General features: G+C 71.5%; 22 protein-coding genes and 1 riboswitch. Of the genes, 10 read left to right on the top strand and 12 right to left on the bottom strand.

Features of this window, described 5'->3' with window-relative positions; all coding sequences use genetic code 11:
• Positions 1-28: 28 nt before the first annotated feature.
• Entirely contained in the window at positions 29-1,183 is a 1,155-nt protein-coding gene (mnmA, locus tag ACEZDE_RS26955) for a tRNA 2-thiouridine(34) synthase MnmA (protein ID WP_380541127.1), read from the bottom strand.
• Between the two features lie 34 nt (positions 1,184-1,217).
• Entirely contained in the window at positions 1,218-2,396 is a 1,179-nt protein-coding gene (locus ACEZDE_RS26950) for a cysteine desulfurase family protein (RefSeq protein WP_380541125.1), read from the bottom strand.
• 99 nt (positions 2,397-2,495) lie between these two features.
• Between ACEZDE_RS26950 and ACEZDE_RS26945 the strand changes: the two genes are divergently transcribed.
• Positions 2,496-3,245: an IclR family transcriptional regulator gene (locus ACEZDE_RS26945; RefSeq protein WP_380541123.1), complete on the top strand. Its 750-nt coding sequence runs from the start codon at positions 2,496-2,498 to the stop codon at positions 3,243-3,245.
• Positions 3,246-3,269: 24 nt separating this feature from the next.
• Here the strand turns inward: ACEZDE_RS26945 and ACEZDE_RS26940 are convergent, their stop codons facing one another.
• From ACEZDE_RS26940 to ACEZDE_RS26905, 8 genes are all read right to left on the bottom strand, one after another.
• Positions 3,270-3,932 (bottom strand): trimeric intracellular cation channel family protein, encoded by a 663-nt coding sequence (locus ACEZDE_RS26940; RefSeq protein WP_380541120.1) that lies wholly within the window; start codon positions 3,930-3,932, stop codon positions 3,270-3,272.
• An 87-nt stretch (positions 3,933-4,019) separates the two neighbouring features.
• Positions 4,020-5,102 (bottom strand): ABC transporter ATP-binding protein, encoded by a 1,083-nt coding sequence (locus tag ACEZDE_RS26935; protein ID WP_380541117.1) that lies wholly within the window; start codon positions 5,100-5,102, stop codon positions 4,020-4,022.
• 124 nt (positions 5,103-5,226) lie between these two features.
• Positions 5,227-6,339 (bottom strand): ABC transporter ATP-binding protein, encoded by a 1,113-nt coding sequence (locus tag ACEZDE_RS26930; protein ID WP_380541114.1) that lies wholly within the window; start codon positions 6,337-6,339, stop codon positions 5,227-5,229.
• On the bottom strand, positions 6,336-7,337 hold the full coding sequence (locus ACEZDE_RS26925) for an ABC transporter permease (RefSeq protein WP_380541111.1): 1,002 nt from the start codon (positions 7,335-7,337) through the stop codon (positions 6,336-6,338). Before ACEZDE_RS26925 ends, ACEZDE_RS26930 begins: the two co-directional genes overlap by 4 nt.
• Positions 7,338-7,443: 106 nt before the next feature.
• On the bottom strand, positions 7,444-9,210 hold the full coding sequence (locus ACEZDE_RS26920; protein ID WP_380541108.1) for an ABC transporter substrate-binding protein: 1,767 nt from the start codon (positions 9,208-9,210) through the stop codon (positions 7,444-7,446).
• Between the two features lie 87 nt (positions 9,211-9,297).
• On the bottom strand, positions 9,298-10,299 hold the full coding sequence (locus ACEZDE_RS26915) for an ABC transporter permease (protein ID WP_380541105.1): 1,002 nt from the start codon (positions 10,297-10,299) through the stop codon (positions 9,298-9,300).
• Between the two features lie 511 nt (positions 10,300-10,810).
• The gene (locus ACEZDE_RS26910) at positions 10,811-11,560 is read right to left on the bottom strand and encodes an enhanced serine sensitivity protein SseB C-terminal domain-containing protein (protein ID WP_380541102.1); all 750 of its coding nucleotides are present in this window, start codon (positions 11,558-11,560) and stop codon (positions 10,811-10,813) included.
• Between the two features lie 49 nt (positions 11,561-11,609).
• Positions 11,610-12,407: an enhanced serine sensitivity protein SseB gene (locus ACEZDE_RS26905; RefSeq protein ID WP_380541099.1), complete on the bottom strand. Its 798-nt coding sequence runs from the start codon at positions 12,405-12,407 to the stop codon at positions 11,610-11,612.
• 179 nt (positions 12,408-12,586) lie between these two features.
• Positions 12,587-12,701: riboswitch (glycine riboswitch) on the top strand.
• Positions 12,702-12,900: 199 nt separating this feature from the next.
• Between ACEZDE_RS26905 and gcvT the strand changes: the two genes are divergently transcribed.
• The 4 genes from gcvT (at position 12,901) to ACEZDE_RS26885 (ending at position 17,461) form a co-directional block, all read left to right on the top strand.
• Positions 12,901-14,037: a glycine cleavage system aminomethyltransferase GcvT gene (gene gcvT, locus ACEZDE_RS26900; RefSeq protein ID WP_380541096.1), complete on the top strand. Its 1,137-nt coding sequence runs from the start codon at positions 12,901-12,903 to the stop codon at positions 14,035-14,037.
• A gap of 150 nt (positions 14,038-14,187) precedes the next feature.
• Entirely contained in the window at positions 14,188-14,565 is a 378-nt protein-coding gene (gcvH, locus tag ACEZDE_RS26895) for a glycine cleavage system protein GcvH (protein ID WP_380541093.1), read from the top strand.
• A gap of 28 nt (positions 14,566-14,593) precedes the next feature.
• A complete protein-coding gene (gene glyA, locus ACEZDE_RS26890; RefSeq protein WP_380541090.1) occupies positions 14,594-15,862 on the top strand; it encodes a serine hydroxymethyltransferase in 1,269 nt (422 codons plus the stop codon).
• A 231-nt stretch (positions 15,863-16,093) separates the two neighbouring features.
• Positions 16,094-17,461: an L-serine ammonia-lyase gene (locus tag ACEZDE_RS26885; RefSeq protein ID WP_380541087.1), complete on the top strand. Its 1,368-nt coding sequence runs from the start codon at positions 16,094-16,096 to the stop codon at positions 17,459-17,461.
• A 43-nt stretch (positions 17,462-17,504) separates the two neighbouring features.
• Here ACEZDE_RS26885 and ACEZDE_RS26880 read toward each other — a convergent pair whose 3' ends face one another.
• Positions 17,505-17,672 carry a hypothetical protein gene (locus ACEZDE_RS26880; RefSeq protein ID WP_380541084.1) on the bottom strand — a complete coding sequence of 56 codons (168 nt, stop codon included), beginning with the start codon at positions 17,670-17,672 and terminating at the stop codon, positions 17,505-17,507.
• Between the two features lie 300 nt (positions 17,673-17,972).
• Between ACEZDE_RS26880 and ACEZDE_RS26875 the strand changes: the two genes are divergently transcribed.
• Together ACEZDE_RS26875 and ACEZDE_RS26870 are read left to right on the top strand one after the other, a co-directional pair.
• Positions 17,973-18,242 carry a type II toxin-antitoxin system Phd/YefM family antitoxin gene (locus ACEZDE_RS26875; RefSeq protein ID WP_380541082.1) on the top strand — a complete coding sequence of 90 codons (270 nt, stop codon included), beginning with the start codon at positions 17,973-17,975 and terminating at the stop codon, positions 18,240-18,242.
• Positions 18,232-18,690 (top strand): type II toxin-antitoxin system VapC family toxin, encoded by a 459-nt coding sequence (locus tag ACEZDE_RS26870; protein ID WP_380541079.1) that lies wholly within the window; start codon positions 18,232-18,234, stop codon positions 18,688-18,690. The genes ACEZDE_RS26875 and ACEZDE_RS26870 overlap by 11 nt, the downstream gene beginning before the upstream one ends.
• Positions 18,691-18,916: 226 nt before the next feature.
• Here the strand turns inward: ACEZDE_RS26870 and ACEZDE_RS26865 are convergent, their stop codons facing one another.
• Complete coding sequence (locus tag ACEZDE_RS26865; RefSeq protein ID WP_380541076.1) at positions 18,917-20,413, bottom strand: phosphatase PAP2 family protein; 1,497 nt, start codon at positions 20,411-20,413, stop codon at positions 18,917-18,919.
• Positions 20,414-20,592: 179 nt separating this feature from the next.
• On the opposite strand from ACEZDE_RS26865, the gene ACEZDE_RS26860 reads away from it, so the two are divergent.
• The 3 genes from ACEZDE_RS26860 (at position 20,593) to ACEZDE_RS26850 (ending at position 22,650) form a co-directional block, all read left to right on the top strand.
• Entirely contained in the window at positions 20,593-21,444 is an 852-nt protein-coding gene (locus tag ACEZDE_RS26860; protein WP_380541073.1) for a DUF1206 domain-containing protein, read from the top strand.
• 247 nt (positions 21,445-21,691) lie between these two features.
• The gene (locus ACEZDE_RS26855) at positions 21,692-21,901 is read left to right on the top strand and encodes an MmcQ/YjbR family DNA-binding protein (RefSeq protein ID WP_380541070.1); all 210 of its coding nucleotides are present in this window, start codon (positions 21,692-21,694) and stop codon (positions 21,899-21,901) included.
• Between the two features lie 98 nt (positions 21,902-21,999).
• The gene (locus ACEZDE_RS26850) at positions 22,000-22,650 is read left to right on the top strand and encodes a GNAT family N-acetyltransferase (protein ID WP_380541067.1); all 651 of its coding nucleotides are present in this window, start codon (positions 22,000-22,002) and stop codon (positions 22,648-22,650) included.
• The last annotated feature ends 189 nt before the right edge of the window (positions 22,651-22,839 follow it).

Raw genomic sequence — 22,839 nt, 5'->3', positions numbered from 1 at the left:
AGTACGGAGCAGGGTCACAGGGCCGGGGTCACAGGGCCGCGGCGCGCTCGGTGCTGGCGATGGTGGCCGAGCCGACCACCCGGGTGCCGTCGTAGAGCACCGCCGCCTGCCCCGGCGCGATGCCGCGGGCGGGCTCGGCGAGGTCGACCCGCAGTTCGTCGCCGACCAGCGCGGCGGTGGCCGGGACCGGGTCGCCGTGCGCCCGCAGCTGCACCTCGTACGCGCCGGCGGCGAACGGCCGCTCGCCGCACCAGCGCGGCTTGATCCCGGTCAGCGCGGCCACGTCCAGGGCCTCGATCGGGCCGACGGTGACCCGGTTGTCGACCGGTGAGATGTCCAGCACGTAGCGCGGCTTGCCGTCCGCGGCCGGGTGGCCGATCCGCAGGCCCTTGCGCTGGCCGATGGTGAAGCCGTACGCGCCGCTGTGCTCGCCGAGCCGGGTGCCGTCCACGTCGATGATCTCGCCGGGGGCGGTGCCCAGGCGCTGCTCCAGGAAGCCCTGGGTGTCGCCGTCGGCGATGAAGCAGATGTCGTGGCTGTCCGGCTTCTTGGCGACGGCCAGGCCGCGCCGCTCGGCCTCGGCGCGGACCTGCTCCTTGGGGGTGTCCCCGAGCGGGAACATCGCGTGCGCCAGCTGGTCCGCGTCCAGGACGCCGAGGACGTACGACTGGTCCTTGGCCGGGTCGACCGCGCGGTGCAGCTCGCGGGCGCCGTCCGGGCCGGTCAGGATGCGGGCGTAGTGGCCGGTGCAGACGGCGTCGAAGCCGAGCGCGACGGCCTTGTCCAGCAGCGCCGCGAACTTGATCTTCTCATTGCAGCGCAGGCAGGGGTTGGGGGTGCGGCCGGCCGCGTACTCGGCCACGAAGTCGTCGATCACGTCCTCGCGGAAGCGCTCGGCCAGGTCCCAGACGTAGAACGGGATGCCGATCACGTCGGCGGCCCGGCGGGCGTCGCGGGAGTCCTCCAGGGTGCAGCAGCCGCGGGCGCCGGTGCGGAACGACTGCGGGTTGCTGGACAGCGCGAGGTGCACGCCGGTCACCTCGTGCCCGGCCTCGGCGACGCGCGCGGCGGCGACGGCGGAGTCCACGCCGCCGGACATCGCGGCGAGGACACGCAGCCGTCCGCCGCCGAGGGGTGCGCTGGCGGGGTCGGAGACGTCGGGGGCACCGGGGAAGTCAGTCATGATGCCTACCAGGGTACGTTCCGCACCCGCCGTCCTACCGCCGGGCCGCCGCGCCCGCCAGCCGGGCCCGCTCGACCACCGGGCCGATCGCCGCGGCCAGCGCCGCCACGTCCCCCTCGGTGGAGGTGTGGCCCAGCGAGAAGCGGAGCGAGGCCCGCGCCAGCGCCGGTTCGACGCCCATCGCCAGCAGTACGTGGCTGGGCTGCGGGACCCCGGCCGAGCAGGCGGAGCCGGTGGAGCACTCGATGCCGCGGGCGTCCAGCAGCATCAGCAGGGCGTCGCCCTCGCAGCCGGGGAAGGAGAAGTGCGCGCTGGCGGAGAGCCGTCCGTCCGCCGTCGGGTCGCCGTTGAGCACCGCGTCGGGGACCGCCTTGTGCACCGCGAGCACCAGGTCGTCCCGCAGCGCGGCCAGCGCGCGGGCGTGCTCCGGCTGCCGCTCGGCGGCGATCGCCGCCGCCGCCGCGAACCCGGCCGCGGCCGGCACGTCCAGCGTGCCCGAGCGGACGTCCCGCTCCTGGCCGCCGCCGTGCAGCAGCGGGACCGGGGTGACCGAGCGGGCCAGCAGCAGCGCGCCGATCCCGTACGGGCCGCCGATCTTGTGGCCGGTGACGGTGAGCGCGTCCAGGCCCGAGTCGGCGAAGGACAGCGGCAGCTGGCCGAACGCCTGCACCGCGTCGGCGTGCATCGGGATGCCGAACTCCCGCGCCACCGCCGCCAGTTCGGTGATCGGCTGGATGGTGCCGACCTCGTTGTTGGCCCACATCACGGTGATCAGCGCCACATCGGACGGGTCGGCGGCGATCGCTTCGCGCAGCGCCTCCGGGTGCACCCGGCCGTGGCCGTCCACCGGCAGCCAGTCGACCCGGGCGCCCTCGTGCCGCTCCAGCCACTCGACCGCGTCCAGCACCGCGTGGTGCTCGACCGGGCTGCAGAGGATGCGGACCCGGGCCGGGTCGGCGTCGCGGCGGGCCCAGTACAGGCCCTTCACCGCGAGGTTGTCGGACTCGGTGCCGCCGCCGGTCAGCACGACCTCGCTGGGACGGGCGCCGAGGGCGAGGGCGAGGGTCTCCCGGGACTCCTCGACCACGCGGCGGGCGCGGCGGCCGGCGGCGTGCAGGGAGGAGGCGTTGCCGGTGCTGCCGAGGTGTGCGGTCATGGCGCTGACCGCTTCGGGGAGCATCGGGGTGGTCGCGGCATGGTCGAGATAGGGCATGGCGGGATCAAGTGTAGGGGGACGGGCGGCGCCTCCGCGCCAGGGTCCGGCACACTGCCGCGCGTTGCACTCCGTGCAACGCGTGCCTAGGATCCAGGAATGACACAGACGGTGGACCGGGCGCTGGTGATCCTCGCCTCGCTGGCCGAGGGGCCCGCCTCGCTGGAGCAGGCCGCCAACCGGATCGGGGTCCACAAGTCGACCGCGATGCGGCTGCTGCGGACCCTGGAGGAGCACGGCTTCGTGCACCGCCAGCCGGACTACCGCTACCGCCTCGGCGGCAAGCTGTTCTCGCTGGCCCAGCTGGCGCTGGAGAGCATCGACGTGCGGGTGGTCGCCGCCCCGCACCTGGCCGCGCTCAACGAGCGCTGCGGCCACACCGTCCACCTGGCCGTGTACGAGGACGGCGAGGTGACCTACGTCGACAAGCTGGAGAGCCGCTACCCGGTCCGGATGTACTCGCGGATCGGCAAGCGGGCCCCGCTGACCGCCTCGGCGGTGGGCAAGGTGCTGCTGGCCGGGCTCCCGGACGCACGGCGGCGCGAGCTCGCCGCGGGGCTGGAGTACCCGGCCTACACCGCGCGCTCGCTGCGCACCCCGGAGGCGCTGCTGGCCGAGCTGGCGACGGTGCGGGAGCAGGGCTGGGCGGCAGACCGCAGCGAGTACGAGGAGACGGTGAACTGCGTGGCGGTCCCGATCCGGGGGATCGACGGACGGGTGATCGCGGCCTGCTCGATCTCCACGCCGACCGTGGTGGCACCGATGGGGACGCTGCGCCGGCTGGTCCCGGAGCTGCTGCGGACCGCCGAGGCGGTGTCCCAGGAGTACGGCGGCCGGGCCGAGGGCTGACGCCCGGTCAGCTCTCGTCGCCGGTCAGCTCCCGTCGCCGGTGGCCTCGCTGCCGCGGTGCCAGGCCCTGGGCGCGCGCCAGTCGTAGCGCAGCGCCAGCATCCGCAGCGCGAAGGCGACCAGCGCGGCGGCCGTGCCGGTGTAGCCGTCCAGCCGGTTCATCCAGATCAGCAGCGCCACTATGCCCGCGCCGACCAGGGCCGGGACCGCGTACAGGGCCCGGTCCCAGCGCAGCAGCGAGGGCAGCTCGTGCGCCAGCAGGTCGCGGACCACGCCGCCGCCGACGGCGGTGAGCATGCCGAGGGCGATGTCGGCGACCGGGCCGAGGCCGTAGTCGTGCGCCTTGGCGGTGCCGGTGACGCAGAACAGGCCGAGCCCGGCGGCGTCCAGCAGCTGGATCGTCCCGTTGATCCGCTGCACCTCGGGGTGCAGGAAGAACACCACCAGGGCCGCCACCAGCGGGGTGAAGAAGTAGCCCATGTTCTGGAACGCGGCCGGCGGCACCGCGCCGATGATCAGGTCCCGGAACACCCCGCCGCCGAGCGCGGTGACCTCGGCGAGCACCGCGATGCCGAAGATGTCGAGGTTCTTGCGGACCGCGAGCAGCCCTCCGGAGAGGGCGAAGACGAAGATCCCGATCAGGTCGAGGACCTGCTGCACGTCGGGGGCGAAGATCTGCGAGGACACACCCCCAGTTCTACCGGGTCGGCGGGACGGCGCCGCACGCCGCCCCGCCGGTGTCCGGCCCGGGGGCCGGTGCGGTCCTGGTCCGGCCTAGGCCGGGGCGTTCTCCGGGAAGTGGCAGGCCACCTGGTGTCCGGTCTGCAGCGCCTGCAGCGGCGGCTCCTGCGAGGCGCAGAGGTCCTGGGCCTTCCAGCAGCGGGTGCGGAAGCGGCAGCCGCTGGGCGGGTTGATCGGCGAGGGGACGTCTCCGGTGAGCCGGATCCGCTCGCGGCGGCCCTCGCCCCGGCGCGAGGTGTCCGGCACCGGGACCGCCGACATCAGCGCGTTGGTGTAGGGGTGCATCGGGTTGGCGTAGAGCGCCTCCCGGTCGGCCAGCTCGACGATCTTGCCGAGGTACATCACCGCGACCCGGTCCGAGACGTGCCGGACCACCGAGAGGTCGTGCGCGATGACCACGTAGGTGAGGCCGAGCTCCGACTGCAGGTCGTCCAGCAGGTTGACCACCTGGGCCTGGATCGACACGTCCAGCGCGGACACCGGCTCGTCGGCGACGATCATCTTGGGCCGCAGCGCCAGCGCGCGGGCGATGCCGATGCGCTGCCGCTGGCCGCCGGAGAACTCGTGCGGGTAGCGGTTGTAGTGCTCCGGGTTGAGGCCGCAGAGCTCCAGCATGTCCTGGACCGCGCGCTTGACCCCGTGCTCGGTCTTGATGTTCTGCAGCCGGAACGGCGCGCCGACGATGGTGCCGACGGTGTGCCGGGGGTTCAGCGAGGAGTACGGGTCCTGGAAGATCATCTGGATGTCCCGGCGCAGCGGGCGCATCTGCGAGGTCCCCAGGTGGGTGATGTCCACGCCCTCGAACTCGACCGTGCCGTCGGTGGGTTCGAGCAGCCGGGTGATCAGCCGGCCCATCGTGGACTTGCCGCAGCCGGACTCGCCGACGACGCCCAGGGTCTCCCCCTGGCGGACGTCGAAGGTGAGCCCGTCCACGGCCTGGACCGCCCCGGCCTGGCGCTGCAGCAGCCCCTTCCTGATGGGGAAGTGCTTGACCAGCCCGTTGACCTTCAGCAGCGGCTCGCCTTCGGCCGCCGGCACGGGTGCGGGCGCCGGGACGGTCGCCGTCGCGGCGGCGCTGTCAGCGGTGGTGCCGTCAGCGGTGCTGTCATCAGCCATGGTTCGTTCTCGTCTCCTCGACGTGCGGCGGGTGCTGCCGCAGTGCGGTGCTCTGTCGGGGTCGGTGCCCCTTGGCCCCCTCCGCGGGAGGGGGCCGGTGCTCGGGTCGGCCGGCCGGTGACGGCTAGAGCCGGGGGGCGATCTCCTCGGCGAAGATCGTGTGCCTGGTCTCCAACGGCAGGTGGCAGGCCGCCGCGTGGTCGGGGCCGGTCCGCACCAGCTCCGGCACCTCGGTCAGCGAGCGCCCCCCGGTGCGGTCCGCGTAGGGGCAGCGCGGGTGGAAGGCGCAGCCGGTCGGCAGGTTGATCAGGCTGGGCGGGTTGCCCTGCACCGGGACCAGCCGGTCCTGGATCTCCCGGTCGATGCGCGGCATCGAGCCGAGCAGGCCCCAGGTGTACGGGTGCTCCGGCGAGGTGAAGATCTGCGAGGCCGGGCCCTTCTCCACGCACCGGCCGCCGTACATCACCAGGATGTCGTCGGCCAGCTCGGCCACCACGCCGAGGTCGTGCGTGATGATGACGACCGCGGAGCCGAACTCCTGCTGCAGGTCCCGGATCAGGTCCAGGATCTGCGCCTGGACGGTGACGTCCAGGGCGGTCGTGGGCTCGTCCGCGATCAGCAGCGAGGGGTCGTTGGACAGCGCCATCGCGATCATCGCGCGCTGCCGCATCCCGCCGGAGAACTGGTGCGGGTGGTCGTCCACCCGCTTGTTCGGCTGCGGGATGCCGACCCGGTCGAGCATGTTGACCGCGTGCTCGCGGGCGGCCTTCTTGGAGACGTCCGGGTGGTGCACCCGGTAGGCCTCGATGATCTGCTGGCCGATCGAGAAGAACGGGTGCATCGCGGTCAGCGGGTCCTGGAAGATCATCGCCATCTGCTGCCCGCGCAGCTTGCGGACCTCGTCCGGCGCCGCGCCGATCAGCTCCTGGCCGTCCAGCCAGATCTCGCCGGTCATCCGCGCGGAGCGCTTCTTGCCGACGCTGTGCAGGCCCATGATCGAGAGCGAGGTCACCGACTTGCCGGAACCGGACTCGCCCACGATGCCGAGGGTCTTGCCGCGTTCCAGCGAGAAGCTGAGCCCGTCCACGGACTTGACCACGCCGTCGTCGGTCGGGAAGTGCACCCGCAGGTCGCGGACGTCGAGGAAGGAGCCAGGCCGGGTCGGTTCGGGCCCGTCCTTGCCGAGCTCGACCAGGTCGGTGCCGCTCTCCGCGGGGACGTTCTTGCGGATGTTCATGCGAGCCTCACACGGGGGTCGACGACCGCGTAGAGCAGGTCGACGACCAGGTTGGCGACGATGATGAAGAAGGCGGCGAAGAGGGTGACGCCCATGATCATGGGCAGGTCGCTCTTCTGAATGCCCGTCAGCGCCCAGAAGCCGAGACCGCGCAGGTTGAACACGTTCTCGGTGAGGATCGCGCCGCCGAGCAGGCCGCCCAGGTCCATCCCGAAGATGGTGAGGATCGGGGTGAGCGTCGAGCGCATCGCGTGCTTGCCGACCACCACCCGTTCGGCCAGGCCCTTGGCGCGGGCGGTGCGGATGTAGTCCTCGCCCATCACGTCGAGCATGGTCGCGCGGGTGAGCCGGGCATAGGTCGCGGCGTAGAGGAAGGCGAGGCTGATCCAGGGCAGCAGCATCCCCTGGAACCACCCCCCGGGATCGTCGGCGAAGCTGATGCCGCTGCTGTTGGGCAGCCAGTTCAGCTTGTACACGAAGATCGCCGAGGCCAGCAGGCCGGTGAAGTAGACCGGAAGGGAGACGCCGGCCAGCGCGGTGGCCATGGTGGCGCGGTCCAGGAAGCTGCGCTTGCGCAGCGCCGAGAGCACGCCGGTGCCGACACCGAACAGCAGCCAGATCACGGCCGCACCGGCGGCCAGCGACGCGGTGACCGGCAGCGCGCCGAGCAGGGTCGGCCACACCGGCTGGTTGTCCGTGGTGGACAGGCCGAGGCAGGGAGCCGGGCAGAAGGTCTGGTCCGGGCCGTTGTTGTAGTGCCGGCCGGCGACGATGCCCTTGAGGAACAGCCCGTACTGCTCGTACAGCGGCTTGTCCAGGCCGAGCTTGACCTTCAGGCCGGCGATGGCGACCGGGTTGGCGTTCTTGCCCACGTAGAGCATCACCGGGTCGACGTGGGTGAGCTTGGGCACTATGAAGAAGATGCCGAAGGTGATCATGGAGACCACCAGCAGCATGACGACCACGTGCATGAGTCGCCGGATGAGGTAGAGAAGCACTGCGCTCGGCTCGCCCGCGGCCGGCCGCCCTCCCTTGTGGGGACGGCGGCCGACCGCGGCCTGCCTTCACCTGCCCTTCGGTCTGGCTGTTACAGGTGAAGTGAGATCACTTACCGTCGGAGGTGCCCAGCGCGGCAAAGTTGATCATGCCGAGCTCGTCCGAGAACATCACGTTGGTCAGACGCGGGTTGTAGTAGTTGAGCGACTGCTCGACCACACCGGGGAAGTAGAGCGCGAGGTCCATCACCCGGTGGTTGATCTTGGTGTAGTCGGCCGCGGCGACCTTCGGGTCGGTGGCCTTCTTGGCGTCCGCGATCCAGCCCTGGATCTGCGGGTCGTTGATCTCGGTGAAGTTGTTGTTGCCCGCCGGGAGGATCTGCGAGCCGTCCACCAGGACGCCCAGGAAGCCCGAGGCGGTCGGGTAGTCGGAGCCCCAGCCGAAGACGTTGAGGCCGATCCCCTTCTGGTGCATGATCGCCGGAACGCCCACGGTGGAGCTGGACTTGGAGCCGTCGTACTGGAAGATGGTGGCGTTGATGCCCACCTGCTTCAGCGAGTTCTGCAGCGCGACGGCCTGCTTGACGTCCTTCGGGCTGGTGCTGCGCGCCGCGATGACGGTGCTGAAGCCGTTCGGCTTGCCGCAGAGGGCCAGCTCCGACTTCGCCTTGTCGTCCTGCGCCTTGCCCGCGGCCAGGCCGTACGGGTCGTAGTTGTCCGAGCCGAGGGTGGTGGGCGGCAGCATGTTGGTCGCCAGCGCGCCGGCCCACTTGCCGCCGCGGGAGGTCTGCTGGTCGGTGCCGCTGGTCGCGTACTCCACGGCCTTGCGGCAGTGGATGTTGTCGAACGGGGCGACCTTGGTCTGGATCGAGATGTAGCGGATGGTCGACGCCGGGGCGTCCACCGCGTTGTTCTTGAGCGACGGGGTGGTCAGGATCTTCGCCTGGGCGGCGGTCTGCACACCGCGCTGGCCGGCGTCGATGTCGGCGGTGCCGGCCAGCAGCTGGCTGTCGACGTCGTCGGCGTTGGTGTCGATGGTGAAGTCGTAGGCGTCCGGCAGGGCCTTGCGGATCGGGTCCGTGCTGGCGTCCCACTGCGGGTTGCGGACGAAGGTCAGCGACTTCTGCGGGGTGTACGAGCCGATCTTGTACGGGCCGCTGGACTCGGGGTGCAGGGCGTACTTGGCGCCGGTGTCCTTGCTCGGCTCGACCGGCGAGGCCGAACCCATGGCCAGGTGGAACAGGAAGTCCGAGTTGGGCTCGGACAGGTGGAACACGATGGTGCTGTCGTCGGGGGTCTCCACCGACTTCAGGCCCATCTTGTTCGGGTCGGTGTCCTTGTACGGGCCGGGGTACTTCTGGCCCTCGTCCAGGTCCTGGATCAGGTAGGTCGGGCCGCCGGGCAGGACGTCCTGCGCGAAGCTGCGCTCGATGCCGTACTTGATGTCCTTGGACGTGATCGGGTTGCCGTCCTCGAACTTGATGCCGCTGCGCAGCTTGAAGGTGTAGGTCTTGCCGTCCGCGGAGATGGTCGGCATGGCCGCGGCCAGGTCCGGCGCCAGCGTGGTGCCGGCCGCGCCGGGCTGCATCGGGTAGGCGACCAGGGTGCGGGTGTAGAGCTGCTGGAGGTCCCAGACGAAGGCGTAGTAGCCGATCGCCGGGTCCAGCGAGTCCACGTCCTGGGTGCTCAGAAACTTGATCGTGCCGCCCTTTTTGGTGGACGGGTTCACGATGCTGGTGGCCGCGGCGTTGAAGGTGGAGCCGCCGGACTTCGACGAGCCGCCGCCTCCGGTGCTCTTGCTGCTGCTGCCACAGGCCGAGACGGTCATGACGCCGACGATGCCGACGGCCGCGAGTGCCATGGTGCGCTTGTTCACTGGATGCCAACCTCCGAGAGTGACCAGTGGAACGCCTGGTCAGTGGTGAAGTGCCGTACCGGGCGGGAAACGCCGGGGCGGGACGTGCTAGTTGCCCTTGGGGTCCAGGGCGTCACGCAGACCGTCGCCGAACAGGTTGAAGGCGAGGACGGTGATGAAGATCGCCAGGCCCGGGATGACGAGGTCGGGCAGGTCGATCGTGTAGTACTGGGTCGCGTCCGAGAGCATCTGCCCCCAGGAGGGCGTCGGGGGCTCCACACCCACGCCGAGGAAGCTCAGCGCCGCCTCGTTGAGGATGTTGGTCGGGATCATCAGGGTGGTGTAGACGAGGATCGGGGCGACCAGGTTGGGCAGCAGTTCCTTGATCAGGATGTGGATCCGGCCGGCCCCGAGGCTGCGGGCCGCCTCCACGAACTCCCGCTCCCGCAGGGACAGGGTCTGCCCCCTGACGATGCGTCCGATGTAGGGCCAGCCGAAGAAGCCGATCACGAAGATCAGCACCAGGACCCTCGGGGTGCTGCCCCCCATGCCGAAGATCTTCGCCGGGACCACCGAGACCAGCGCGATCGAGAAGAGCAGCTGCGGGAACGAGAGCAGCACGTCCATCGAGCGGCTGACCACGGTGTCGACCCAGCCGCCGAGGAAGCCGGCGGCCATGCCCAGCAGTACGCCGATGACCACGGCCAGCGCCGCCGCCCCGAAGGCGACGATCAGCGAGACCTGGGCCCCGTAGACGACGCGGGCGAAGATGTCGCGGCCGTTGCTCGGCTCCAGGCCGAGCCAGTGCGAGCCGCTGATGCCGCCGAGGAAGCCCTTGGGCAGGCCGATCCCCAGGTCCCCGATGTCCAGCTGGTCGGAGTGGAAGTCGTCCGGGTTCTGGCCCTCGATCCGGACCAGCAGCGGAGCGAGGATGCCCACCAGGATCAGCAGCAGGACCACCACGCCGCCGCCGAGGGCCACCTTGTCGCGCTTGAGGCGCTCCCAGGCGATCCGGCCGGGCGAGCGGCCGACGATCTTCTCGGGCGCGACCGTGGGGTCGGCGGTGACCTCCAGGGTCGCGGTTCCGGAGTCGTGAAGTGGCGCAGTCATGAGTGGAGAGACCCCCAAGCCGGTGGTGACCGGCACACGGTGCCCGGTCGACCCGCCAGGTCGTGAGTCCTGGTCAGGACGCGGACCGATCGACGTGGTCGAAGTTCACAGTTGGTGCCAAGTGCTGTGGAACGGGATTGCGGTGACGATGCATCAGACATTTGCTGACATGCAGTGACGAACCGGACATCCTGGCTCCCCGTTCCGCTGCCGCATCTGCGTCACTCTTCAACACGGCGGGAAGCCTTCGCCAGACTCCCCGGTTAAAGGATGCATAACCGTGACCTGCGGAGATACATGATCGCATGGCCCGAATACGCTTCTTCACATGTCCGTTACATGCGCTATGCGCAGCAGATTGACGCGTGTAGACGACATTCCCGCAGGTCAGGCGCACAATTGTCACCACTGCCCCGAGTGTCATGGCACCGCGGGCAGCCGGAACCACCGGCTCCGAGGACCGGTTCACGGCGTCGGGTTCATGGCGCCGGGTTCGGCGTCGGGTGAACCGTCAGAGCCGCGGGTAGCCGTATCCGCCGCCGGTCACCGGGCGGTCGAAGAAGGGCAGCGCGCGGACCTGGAGCCAGAGCGCCACCGGGTCGAACGGGTCGGACATCGCCACCGTGGACACCGCCACCCCCTCCGGGGCGCCGGGCAGGGCGTGCCGCATCATCTGCCGCACCGACTCCACCGCGGGCGGGCTGGAGTCGTACAGGTCCAGACCGATCACCAGGTACGGGCTGCCCCAGGCGGGTTCGACCCAGGCCCGGCGCAGCGAGCGGACCGCGGGGGTGCCGTGGGCCGCCTGGTTCAGCAGCGCGTAGAAGCGGTCGGCGGGGACGGCGGGCTCGCTGATCCGCAGCGGACCGGCCGGCAGCCGGTCCAGGCCACCGGCGATCCGGCGCAGGTCGGCCCAGGGCAGGCCGACCCCGCCGCCGGGCTGATGCGGGTTCAGCCACAGCCCCCAGCGCTCGCGGTAGAGCGCGGCGGCGATCTCCCGCCCGGGGCTGACCTGGTACGCGCGGCTCCAGCCGCTGGCGGCGAGCTGCTCCGGCGAGGTCACGCAGGGCGCGTAGCCCGCGCCGCCGACCTCCATGTTCCCGTACTGGGCGTCGGGACGGCCGGGTTCGCCGTGCCAGAGCAGCATCCAGACCTGGCCGTCGCCGACCGCGCGGAGCAGCGACTCGTAGGTGTCGAACCGTCCCGGCGCGACCTCGCGCAGAGCCTGCTCGATGGCGCCCCCGCCGCCTGACTGGACCACTGCTACCCGCTCCCCTGGCCGTGCCGCGCCGTGCGTTCGAACGGCAAGCCTAGTGCCCGGAGCGGTCGCGTTCGAAGAACGGGGCGACCGACATCCGCATCCAGTCACCGACCGGGTCGTAGGCGGAGTCGAGCAGGACCACGTCCAGCGCCCAGGGCAGCGGCTCCGCGCCGAGCGCCCGGCCCAGCGCGGCCACCACGGCGTCCCGCAGCTCCGGGGTCTCCGGCAGCGCGCGGTCCAACTCGACCCCGACGAACAGCTTCTCCGGCTCGGCCTCGACCTGCGCCAGCACCCGACGGGCCGTCAGCACCAGCCCGGTGCCCGCGAGTTCGTTGACCGCGGCGGCGAGGAAGCCGAGCGGCTCCTCATGGGGCTCCGGCTGGCGCAGGCCGACCCTGGCGCCCTCCGGCAGCGGGGCGCCGTGCGAACCGACCACCGGTCCGGCCACGACCGCGCCCGCCCGCAGCTCGACCACCCCGGCCGCGGGGATCGGGATGCCCACCGCGCCCTCCGGGTTGACCACGATGCCGACGCCCAGCGGCATCCCCAGCGCCAGCTCGTGCACCGGGGCGACGGTGAACGCCATGTTCCCGGCGATCCGGCGGAACTGGTCCTCGGAGCTGAACACCGGCACGAAGGGCTGTCCGGCCAGCTCGGTGGTCGGCAGCGCCAGCGTCCCGCCGTCCGGGCCGCGGCCGCCGGGCAGCGGGACCCAGACCTGGCTCCGCCGCAGCACCTCCACCACCCGGGGGGTCGCCCCCGGGTCGCCGACCGCGGCGACCAGCACCCGCTCCAGCTCGTTCGCGGGCCAGCCCTGGGCCTGCGCCGGGATCGTCGGGTGCTGCATCTGTCTGCTACCGCCGTTCGCTCTGCCGTTCGCTCTGCCGTGCGCTCTGCCGTGTCGTCGCCGCACGGTCGTGCCCGCAGGCCAGGGTAGCGGGAGGGCCGGGCCGGGTCAGCGTGTCGCACGGTCCGGGGGCCGGGCATGCCATGATGGGCGCGGTCCACAACTTCACACAGGCCGTTTCAGCCCGCGCGGGAGAGCCAGGCCGTCCCCCGGACCCGTCCGGAGGGGCGCAGTCGGCGCCGAAGGAGCAAGCCCTCCCCGGAATCTCTCAGGCACAGCTACCGCACGGGTGAGGCATATCTGGAAAGCGGCCGGCGCGCTCCTCGGAGCAGCGAGCCCGGCCCACCAACGGTGCAAGCCGCACCCCGCCCGCCCCCGACCCGCCGCTCGCGGCACCGCCCCGGGGCCGGACGGACGCGGTGAAGCTCTCAGGTCGCAGCGACAGAGGGGGAGCCCTGCCGCAGCATGTCCTTGAGAGCTTAGGAGCGCCCCCATGAGCCTGCGACACACCGCACTCGACACCCTCCATCGCGCCCTCGGCGCGACCATGACCGACTTCGCCGGCTGGGACATGCCGCTGCGGTACGGCAGCGAGCGCGAGGAGCACATCGCCGTCCGTACCCGGGCCGGGCTGTTCGACCTCTCCCACATGGGCGAGATCGCCGTGGTCGGCCCGCAGGCCGGGGAACTGCTGGACCACGCGCTGGTCGGCTTCGTCTCCGCGCTCGGCCTGAACCGCGCCCGCTACACCATGATCTGCGCCGAGGACGGCGGCATCCTGGACGACCTGATCGTCTACCGCACCGACCAGGACGCGTTCCTGGTCGTCGCCAACGCCTCCAACGCCCAGTTGGTGCTGGACCAGCTGACCGCCCGCGCGGAGGGCTTCGACGCCGTCGTACGGGACGACCGGGACGCCTACGCGCTGATCGCGATCCAGGGCCCGGAGGCCACCGCGATCCTGGCCTCGCTCACCGACGCGGACCTGCCGGGGCTGAAGTACTACACCTGCCTCCCCGCCACCGTGGCCGGCCGTCCGGCGCTGCTGGCCAGGACCGGCTACACCGGCGAGGACGGCTTCGAGCTGTTCACCGCCCCCGGCGACGCCGAGCACCTGTGGTCCGCGCTGTCCGCCGCGGGCGCCCCGGCCGGGCTGGTCCCGTGCGGGCTCTCCTGCCGCGACACGCTGCGGCTGGAGGCCGGGATGCCGCTGTACGGGCACGAGCTGAGCACCGCGCTCACCCCCTTCGACGCCGGGCTCGGCCGGGTGGTCCGCTTCGACAAGACCACCAACGGCGGCGCGTTCGTCGGCCGGGCCGCGCTGGAGAAGGCCGCGGCCGAGTCCGCGGTGCCGGCCGGGGGCAGCGGGAAGGGACGGGTGCTGGTCGGCCTGGTCTCCTCCGGCCGCCGGGTGCCGCGCGCCGAGATGGACGTGGTCTCGGCCGAGGACGGCACGGTGATCGGCTCGGTCACCTCCGGCGCCCCGTCGCCGACCCTCGGCAAGCCGATCGCCATGGCCTACGTCGACACCGCGCACGCCGAGCCCGGCAGCACCGTCGCGGTGGACGTCCGCGGCACCCGCGAGCCGGTCGAGGTGGTCGCCCTGCCGTTCTACCGCCGCGCCCGCTGAGCCGCGGCGCCCTCGCCGGGCCGGGCCCTCCCGCCCGCCGAGCTGCCGCACTCCCGCCGGGCCGGGCCCTCCCGCCCGCCCGCCGACCTGCACCTTCCCGCCTTTTGGTCCGTTTCACCTCGACCACGACCGATCCTGGAGAATCTCCCCATGAGCAACCCCCAGCACCTCACCTACAGCAAGGAACACGAGTGGCTGACCGCCGTCGAGGACGGCGTGGCGACCGTGGGCATCACCGCGTACGCCGCTGACGCGCTCGGCGACGTCGTCTACGTCCAGCTGCCCGACGTCGGCCAGACCGTCACCGCGGGCGAGACCTGCGGCGAGCTGGAGTCGACCAAGTCGGTCAGCGACCTCTACACCCCCGCCACCGGCGAGATCGTCGAGGTCAACCAGGCCGTGGTGGACGACCCCGCGCTGGTGAACTCCGCCCCCTTCGCTGAGGGCTGGCTGTTCAAGATCCGACTGGACGGCGCCCCCGAGGGGCTGCTGACCGCCGAAGAGTACGCCGCCCACACCGGCGCCTGAGCCCGCTTCTGAGGGAAAGACCACCACCATGACGGTTCTGAACCAGTCCCTGCACGCACTCGACCCCGAGGTCGCCGCCGCGGTGGACGCCGAGCTGCACCGCCAGCAGTCCACCCTGGAGATGATCGCCTCCGAGAACTTCGCCCCGGTCGCGGTGCTGGAGGCGCAGGGCTCGGTACTCACCAACAAGTACGCCGAGGGCTACCCCGGCCGCCGCTACTACGGCGGCTGCGAGCACGTCGACGTGGTCGAGCAGCTGGCGATCGACCGGGTCAAGGAGCTGTTCGGGGCCGAGGCCGCGAACGTCCAGCCGCACTCGGGCGCCTCGGCCAACGCCGCCGCGATGTTCGCGCTGATCAAGCCGGGCGACACCATCCTGGGCCTGGACCTGGCCCACGGCGGCCACCTGACCCACGGCATGAAGATCAACTTCTCCGGCAAGCTCTACAACGTGGCCGCGTACCACGTGGACGCCGAGACCAACCTGGTCGACATGGACGAGGTCGAGCGGCTCGCCAAGGAGCACCAGCCGCAGCTGATCATCGCGGGCTGGTCCGCCTACCCGCGGCAGCTCGACTTCGCCGCGTTCCGGCGGATCGCCGACTCGGTCGGCGCGCTGCTGATGGTCGACATGGCGCACTTCGCGGGCCTGGTCGCGGCCGGGCTGCACCCCAACCCGGTGCCCTACGCCGACGTCGTCACCACCACCACGCACAAGACCCTCGGCGGTCCGCGCGGCGGCGTGATCCTGTCCAAGGCCGAGTGGGCCAAGAAGATCAACTCCGCGGTCTTCCCCGGCCAGCAGGGCGGCCCGCTGGAGCACGTGATCGCCGCCAAGGCGGTGGCCTTCAAGGTCGCCGCGACGGACGAGTTCAAGGACCGGCAGACCCGGACCCTGGAAGGCGCCCGGATCCTCGCCGACCGGCTCACCCGCCCCGACGCGGCCGAGGCGGGCGTCTCCGTCCTGTCCGGCGGCACCGACGTGCACCTGGTGCTGGTCGACCTGCGCAAGTCCGAGCTGGACGGCCAGCAGGCCGAGGACCGGCTGCACTCGGTCGGGATCACGGTCAACCGCAACGCCGTGCCGTTCGACCCGCGTCCGCCGATGGTCACCTCCGGCCTGCGGATCGGCGCCCCGGCGCTGGCCACCCGCGGCTTCGGCGCCGAGGACTTCGCCGAGGTCGCCGACGTCATCGCGGAGGCGCTGAAGCCGTCCTTCGACGACGCGGTGCGCGAGGCGCTGGCCGCGAGGGTCGCGGCGCTGGCGGCGAAGCACCCGCTGTACCCGGAGCTGTAGCGCCCCGGCGGGCCGGGGCTCCCCTGGCCCACCGCTCTCCTGCCCCACCGCTCCCTTGCTCGACCGCTCCCTTGCTCGACCGGTACGGACGGCACCCACCATCCGCCGTCCGTTTCCCCGGGGCACCGCGCACACTGGACCAGTGAGCGCGGTGCCCCGCACCACGTACCCCACCGGTACCCACCCGGTACCCCACCGCTCACCCGCACCTCCACAGACAAGGGCGTCACCGTGGCCATCAGCGTCTTCGACCTCTTCTCCATCGGCATCGGGCCGTCCAGCTCGCACACCGTCGGCCCGATGCGGGCGGCCAGGATGTTCGCGCGGCGGCTGAAGTCGGAGAGCGTGCTGGCGCAGACGGTGTCGGTCCGGGCCGAACTGTTCGGCTCGCTCGGCGCGACCGGCCACGGCCACGGCACCCCCAAGGCGGTGCTGCTCGGCCTGGAGGGCAACTCGCCGCGGACCGTCGACATCCTCCAGGCCGACCAGGACGTGGAGCGGATCAAGGCCACCGGGCGGCTGCGGCTGCTCGGCGCCCAGGAGATCGCCTTCGACGCCGACAGCCAGCTGATCCTGCACCGCCGCAGGTCGCTGCCGTACCACGCGAACGGGATGACCCTCTGCGCCTATGACGCGGCCGGCGCCCCGCTGCTGGAGAAGACCTACTACTCGGTCGGCGGCGGCTTCGTGGTGGACCAGGACGCGATCGGCGCGGACCGGGTGAAGCCGGACGACACCGTGCTGCGCTACCCCTTCCGCACCGGTGCCGACCTGCTGCGCTGGTCGTCCGAGACCGGCCTCTCGGTCTCCTCGCTGATGCTGGAGAACGAGAAGGCCTGGCGGACCGAGCCGGAGATCCGGGCCGGGCTGCTGGAGATCTGGCGGGTGATGCAGGAGTGCGTCCGCAACGGCATGAACCACGAGGGCATCCTGCCCGGCGGCCTCAAGGTCCGCCGCCGGGCGGCCCCGGCCTCCCGGGCGCTGCGGGTCGAGGGCATCAGCCCGGCCAACGCGATGGAGTGGGTCACCCTCTACGCGATGGCGGTGAACGAGGAGAACGCCTCCGGCGGCCGGGTGGTGACCGCCCCGACCAACGGCGCGGCCGGGATCATCCCGGCGGTCCTGCACTACTACCTGAACTTCGTCCCCGGCGCGGACGACGACGGCATCGTCCGGTTCATGCTCACCGCCGGCGCCATCGGGATGCTGTTCAAGGAGAACGCCTCCATCTCCGGCGCCGAGGTCGGCTGCCAGGGCGAGGTCGGCTCCGCCTGCTCGATGGCCGCGGGCGGGCTGGCCGAGGTGCTGGGCGGCACCCCGGAGCAGGTCGAGAACGCCGCCGAGATCGGCATCGAGCACAACCTCGGCCTCACCTGCGACCCGGTCGGCGGCCTGGTCCAGATCCCCTGCATCGAACGCAACGGCATGGCCGCCGTCAAGGCGGTGACCGCCGCCCGCATGTCCCTCCGCGGCGACGGCCGACACCACGTCTCCCTGGACAAGGCCATCAAGACCATGAAGGAGACCGGCGCCGACATGAAGGTCAAGTACAAGGAGACGAGTCGCGGAGGACTCGCGGTCAACGTCATCGAGTGCTGAGGAAACACACCCTGATCTGCGGGTTCGCCTTGATCCGGCGGTGCTAGTGGCAGACCTCCATGTCCGTCTCCACCGGCACCTTGCAGGGGAATCCGTAGAAGGAGGTGACCGGCTCCGGGCAGCGCGGCCGGTCACGTGCGATCGCCCGGTCGATCCCGGCCCGGATCTGACGGATCTGCTCAGCAGTGTTGCTCAGCCCCTCCCTCGGCACTCCCCACGCCTTCGCCGCCTCGCGCGGGGAGCCAGGTCGCCCGCCGGGCGTCCCGTCTAAGGACGGGGCGCCTTGCGTCTGGTCTCGGTGCGAGTGAAGTGGGGCCGACGTGCCGGTCCAGAAGCTGGCACCCTCCCTTCAAGCCATCCAGGCAGTCACGCGGTCCAACTCCGGCCACCAGACCACGCCAGCAGAGTGAACCGTTCCAGCTCCACGGAGCCAGCGTGCAGCAGTGCAAACCGTCGGCATACATTGCGCCACCTCGTGGCACTGAGTAGCACCGGCCGCTAACCTGGTGGCATGACAGCCCAGCCGGAGATTACCCAGCGGGACCTGCGGAGCAAGTCGAGAGAGATCATGGACGCGGTCGAGGCCGGCCAGTCGTTCACAGTTACCCGTGACGGCCATCGCATCGGAGAGTTGGTTCCACTGAAGCGCCGCAGGCGCTTCGTTCCGCGCGCTGAATTCGCGGCGATGTCGCGCAGCGCCCCTGATATCTCGCTGGAAGCCTTTCGGTCCGACCAGGACGCAACTGCGGCTCAGGAGACGGACGACCCCTATGGCCGTTGACCATGTCCGGGGCCTACTCGACACCAACATCATGATCCTCCGCCGCTGGATCGACCCGACCGAACTGCCGGCCGAGATGGCCATCAGCGCAATCACCCTGGCAGAGCTGTCCGCTGGCCCGCACGAGGTCAGACGAGACGACGAGCAGGCGGAGTACAACGAGCACGCGGAGCGGGCCCGTCGGCTCGATGTGCTCCAGCGCGCGGAGAACGAGTTCGACCCCATCCCCTTCGACACCGAGGCCGCCCGCATCTACGGCCGCGTTTGCGCCGCCGTGATCGGCGCCGGACGGAAGCCGCGCAGACGTGTGGCCGACCTGATGATCGCCGCCATCGCCATCGCCGAAGAACTGCCGCTCTTCACCACCAACCCCGAGGACTTCAAGGGTCTTGAGGACCTACTGACCGTTGCACCGGTCACTCGTCCTACGTTGCCGCCGGACGGTTGATGCGCAGAAGTCCCCAGAAAGTCCCCAGCATCGCCATGAGATGCCACAGAGGCAGCAAAACATCAGGTCAGAGTCATGGTCAATTGGCGCCGACATGAAGGCCAGTACAAGGAGACCTCGCGCGGCGGCCCTCGCGGTCAACGTGATCGAGTGCTAGGGAAACACACCATGACCTGTGGCTTTGCTGACCGGGAGGCCTGACCGGGACGCGGCCCGGCGTGGCGGCTCAGTCGTGCTGCGGGAGGTAGACGCTCAGCGCACGTTCCGCCTTGTCGAGGATCAGGGTGTCGGCGGCTGGGGTGATCTCGCCGTCGTTGGCGAAGTGGGCGGTGTCGTGGATGCCGTCGATGCGCAGGCTGGAGACGGTGGCGGCCTGGTAGACGCGTGAGCGGGCGAGGGTGCCGGTGACGAATGCGGCGACCAGGCGGGTCCGGGCCAAGGGGTGGCTGCCGTCCACGGCGCGGATGTCGAGCACGCCGTCGTCCAGGCTCTGCCGGAAGCTGGGGGCGAAGCCGGGCGGGTCGTACCGCCCGTTGCCTGCGAACAGCAGCCACAGGCTGCGCTCCCTGCCGTCGACGACCGCGCGGGTCGGTCGGCCCTGTGCCAGCACCCGTATCAGTCCCACCCCGAGCGCGGGCCACTTGCCGATGTACTTCTGCAGCGACTCGCGCGCTCGCACCAGCTCCGGGTAGACCCCGATGCTGAAGGTGTTCAGGAAGTAGGAGCTCTGAGCCTCCTCCCCGCCGTCGGCGACGCTCCCCTTGGGGGTGACCCGGCCCAGGTCCACCGATCCGCCGTGGCCGAGCTCGACGGCTGCCGCGGCGTCGTCGAGCGTGAAGACGCCCAGGTCAGCGGCGAAGTGGTTCAACGTCCCGCCGGGGAAGACGGCCAGGGGGAGCCGGTGCTCGGCCGCTATTCGGGCGGCGGCGTTGACGGTGCCGTCGCCACCTGCGACACCCAGTGCGCCGGCCCCGCCCGCGGCCCGGACGTCGGCGGCGGCCTGCCGGAGCAGGACGAGCAGGTCCTGCTCCTCCTCGCGGACCCGCAGCTCCGCCCGCGGCAACCGGTCCCGCAGCTCCGCCTCCACGGACCCGGCGCCGCCCGAGGAGTTGTTGACCACCACGACCAGCCCGCGGCCCTGCGGCAGGGCCGGCACCCGGACCCGCGCACGGGCGGCATGGGCCGGGGCGTCGTCGCGCAGCGGCCACCATCGCAGCGTCAACGCCGCCACCCCCGCGCCCAACGCGGCACCGGCCAGCACGTCGCCGGGGTAGTGCGCCCCGGTGTAGACCCGCGAGGCAGCCACCGCCGCGGCCAGTGGCACGGCGACGGCACCCAGCCGGGGCGATTCCAGGGTGACCGCGGTCGCGAACGCCGCCGCGGAGGCGGCGTGCCCGGACGGGAACGAGGTGGTGACGGGCGGACGCAGCAGCCGACGGGCCATCGGCACCGTGGTGGTGACCGGGCGTCGGCGCCCGATCAGCTGCTTGGCCACCACGTTGGCCGCCGTGGACGCGAGAGCCAGGGAGCCGACACCGCGCATGGCCGCCCGCCGGGCCCCGCGGTTGCGGGAGAGTCCCAGGGCCAACGCCCCCGCCACCCACAGGCCGCCGTAGTTGGCACTGCGCCCGAGCCGGGGCAACACCGGGTCCAGGCCGCGGGGATGGGCGGCGGCCACCCGCTCGAACAGGCGTAGGTCGAAACTCTGCAGTCGTCGTCGCATGCCCGGCGGCTACCCGCAACAGGCCCGCGCACGCGAGCAGCCCGTACACGGCGAGTAGCCCGTACACGCGAAACACCGGTGCGCGAGCGGAGCGCGGGTGTGCCGCGGTCCGACCCGGGCAGAGGAGTCGACAGCGATGTGCGAGGCACGCACACGCGTTCTCGGGGAGGGTCGGGTCCATGGCATCGTCACCCACACGCAGCGCGGGCAGGGGCGGAGGCGGCCGGTCCGGCACCCCCTCGGTCTCCTGGCCGAGCGAGCGGGGCGCACTGCGAACGGCCGGACGTGCAGGGTTCGTTGCGCGCGGAGTGGTCTACACCCTGATCGGGATCCTGGCCCTGGAGATCGCCTTCGGCCGGCACGGGGCCGAGGCGGACCGGCAAGGTGCGCTGCACCAAGTCGCCGCCCAGCCCTTCGGGCTGACGATGCTGTGGCTGCTGGTGGTCGGCTTCGCCTGTATGACGCTGTGGCGTGCCTCGCTGGCGGTGCTCGGTGAGAACGGCCGGAAGAAGACCGGCAGCCGGATCCTCAGCGCGGGCCGCGCGGTGTTCTACGCCTCGGTGTGCTGGGGCACCGCGGCGTACGCCGCCGGCAGCGGCGGGCAGTCAGGCGGTGACGCCAAATCCCAGGACTGGACTGCCTCCGCGCTCAAGCTCCCCGGCGGCCGGGTGCTGGTCGCGGTCGGCGGCGTGGTGCTGGCGGGGGTCGGGGTGGGTGTCGCGGTCAGCGCGGTCCGGAAGAAGTTCTTGAAGAAGCTGGACACGGCCCGGATGAGCGCCCGCGCCCGCAAGGCGGTGACCTGGCTCGGCACAGCCGGCGGCGTCGCCCGCGGCACGGTGTTCACCGGCGCTGGAGTCTTCCTGCTGGTCGCCGCCGTCCGCTTCGACCCGCACCAGGCCAAGGGCATGGACGCCACTCTGCGCAGCTTCGCCCGTACCCCGGTCGGCCCCTGGCTACTGGTCCTGGTCGCCGTGGGGCTGGTCCTGTTCGGTGCCTTCTCCTTCGCCTCCGCCCGCTGGCGCAAGCTCTGACGAGGAATCAAGCCCAGCCCCCGGCCGACGCTGCGGGCGCACTCTGGTCCGAGTCGAGCGGTGCTGTCAGGTCTGGCACGGCGGTTCCGATCGAGCGAGTACGGCGCGCTGGTGGCTGCTGATCGTAGTGGTGACCCCTGACAGCGCGCCGCTGGATTCTCGCTGCGGTCAGGAGGCCGGCCGCTTTGCCATGCCTGCGGCCACCTGGCTGCCGAAGCCGAAACGGCGGGCCACCGCCCCGGCGTCCGTGACCGTACCCGAGTCGCCTCGGACGGACGAGTGGCTGGCACGCTTTCCGGAGGACGCCTCGGCGACCGGGTACATCGGCCGCTACGGATGGAACACCCTGCGGATCGACAGTGCGATCCCGGACGAGGAGTTGATCGAGGCCGTCGACGGGTCCTACCGGGCCGTGGTCGCCAAGTTGCCCAAACGGGACCGCCCGGCGGCGGGCTGAGGCACTACCTGCGACCTGGCTGGCCCTCCTGCGTTGGTAAGGTGCGTAATAGATCAGCACCTATTACGATCAGCGCCTATTACAACAGAGGAGCAGTCATGCCGGATGCCGACGGCATCAGCGCACTCGTGCGGAGTTGGATCGACGGCTGGATCGTCTCCCGCGGCGGCTCGGAGCCGATCGAGGAGCCGTGGGGCTGGACGATCGACGTCGGGCAGGCCAAGCACGTCTCACGGCACGTGCTGCCCGTACCCACCGAGCCGGACGTCCGCAAGCTGGTCGCCGGGACGAGCGCGCCGGGCACCTGGCTGAAACTCTTCGCCGAGGACGAGACCGTCCTGCCCTGGATCGGCCCCGGCTGGAACCTCGGCCAGCCCGGCTTTCTGATGACCTGTCCGCTGGCCGCCGACAACCCCGAGCCACCGGCCGGCTACACGCTCACCAGCTGGACCCGTGGCGGTGTCACCCGCGTGCTGGTCCGCACCACCGCCGGGCACTTCGCCGCGCGCGGCCAGATCGCCACAACCGGCGCCGTCACGGCCGTCGCCGACCAGATCGAGACCGCCGCCGACCACCAGCGCAAGGGCCTCGGCAGCCTGGTGATGCGCACCCTCCAGAACGTCGCGTACGAGTCCGGCGCGCGCACCGGGCTTCTGGTCGGCACCCCCGAGGGGCAGGCGCTCTACTCGGCGCTGGGCTGGACCACCCGCTCCCCGATGGCGAGCCTCTGGTACGAGCCCTCCGCCTAGGCGTCGTCGACTGGGCGTAGTTGCCTCGACCGCAACACCCGGACACAGCGCCGACTGCCACCGGTCACCGCTTCTCCCCCGCGGAGGCGGTGCCGGTGCCGGCCAGCACCAGGCCCAGCGCGGTCGCCGCGACGGCCGCCTTGACGCGCTTGTGCATGGGTGGTGCTTCTCGGAAGTCGACGGGCGGGA

It is taken from the genome of Streptacidiphilus cavernicola, from assembly GCF_042510955.1.
GTDB classification, from domain to species: domain Bacteria; phylum Actinomycetota; class Actinomycetes; order Streptomycetales; family Streptomycetaceae; genus Streptacidiphilus; species Streptacidiphilus cavernicola.
Note: the sequence above shows the minus strand (reverse complement) of the source record. Positions and strands in the feature narration are given on the sequence as shown.

What these genes read in the sequence shown, in the direction of transcription:
- ACEZDE_RS26930 (WP_380541114.1), bottom strand. Translation starts at nt 6,339, where the DNA reads ATGAACATCCGCAAGAACGTCCCCGCGGAGAGCGGCACCGACCTGGTC.
- ACEZDE_RS26860 (WP_380541073.1), top strand. Translation starts at nt 20,593, where the DNA reads ATGGCATCGTCACCCACACGCAGCGCGGGCAGGGGCGGAGGCGGCCGG.
- mnmA (WP_380541127.1), bottom strand. Translation starts at nt 1,183, where the DNA reads ATGACTGACTTCCCCGGTGCCCCCGACGTCTCCGACCCCGCCAGCGCA.
- gcvH (WP_380541093.1), top strand. Translation starts at nt 14,188, where the DNA reads ATGAGCAACCCCCAGCACCTCACCTACAGCAAGGAACACGAGTGGCTG.
- ACEZDE_RS26870 (WP_380541079.1), top strand. Translation starts at nt 18,232, where the DNA reads ATGGCCGTTGACCATGTCCGGGGCCTACTCGACACCAACATCATGATC.
- ACEZDE_RS26945 (WP_380541123.1), top strand. Translation starts at nt 2,496, where the DNA reads ATGACACAGACGGTGGACCGGGCGCTGGTGATCCTCGCCTCGCTGGCC.
- ACEZDE_RS26865 (WP_380541076.1), bottom strand. Translation starts at nt 20,413, where the DNA reads ATGCGACGACGACTGCAGAGTTTCGACCTACGCCTGTTCGAGCGGGTG.
- ACEZDE_RS26915 (WP_380541105.1), bottom strand. Translation starts at nt 10,299, where the DNA reads ATGACTGCGCCACTTCACGACTCCGGAACCGCGACCCTGGAGGTCACC.
- ACEZDE_RS26905 (WP_380541099.1), bottom strand. Translation starts at nt 12,407, where the DNA reads ATGCAGCACCCGACGATCCCGGCGCAGGCCCAGGGCTGGCCCGCGAAC.
- glyA (WP_380541090.1), top strand. Translation starts at nt 14,594, where the DNA reads ATGACGGTTCTGAACCAGTCCCTGCACGCACTCGACCCCGAGGTCGCC.
- ACEZDE_RS26850 (WP_380541067.1), top strand. Translation starts at nt 22,000, where the DNA reads ATGCCGGATGCCGACGGCATCAGCGCACTCGTGCGGAGTTGGATCGAC.
- ACEZDE_RS26950 (WP_380541125.1), bottom strand. Translation starts at nt 2,396, where the DNA reads ATGCCCTATCTCGACCATGCCGCGACCACCCCGATGCTCCCCGAAGCG.
- gcvT (WP_380541096.1), top strand. Translation starts at nt 12,901, where the DNA reads ATGAGCCTGCGACACACCGCACTCGACACCCTCCATCGCGCCCTCGGC.
- ACEZDE_RS26875 (WP_380541082.1), top strand. Translation starts at nt 17,973, where the DNA reads ATGACAGCCCAGCCGGAGATTACCCAGCGGGACCTGCGGAGCAAGTCG.
- ACEZDE_RS26935 (WP_380541117.1), bottom strand. Translation starts at nt 5,102, where the DNA reads ATGGCTGATGACAGCACCGCTGACGGCACCACCGCTGACAGCGCCGCC.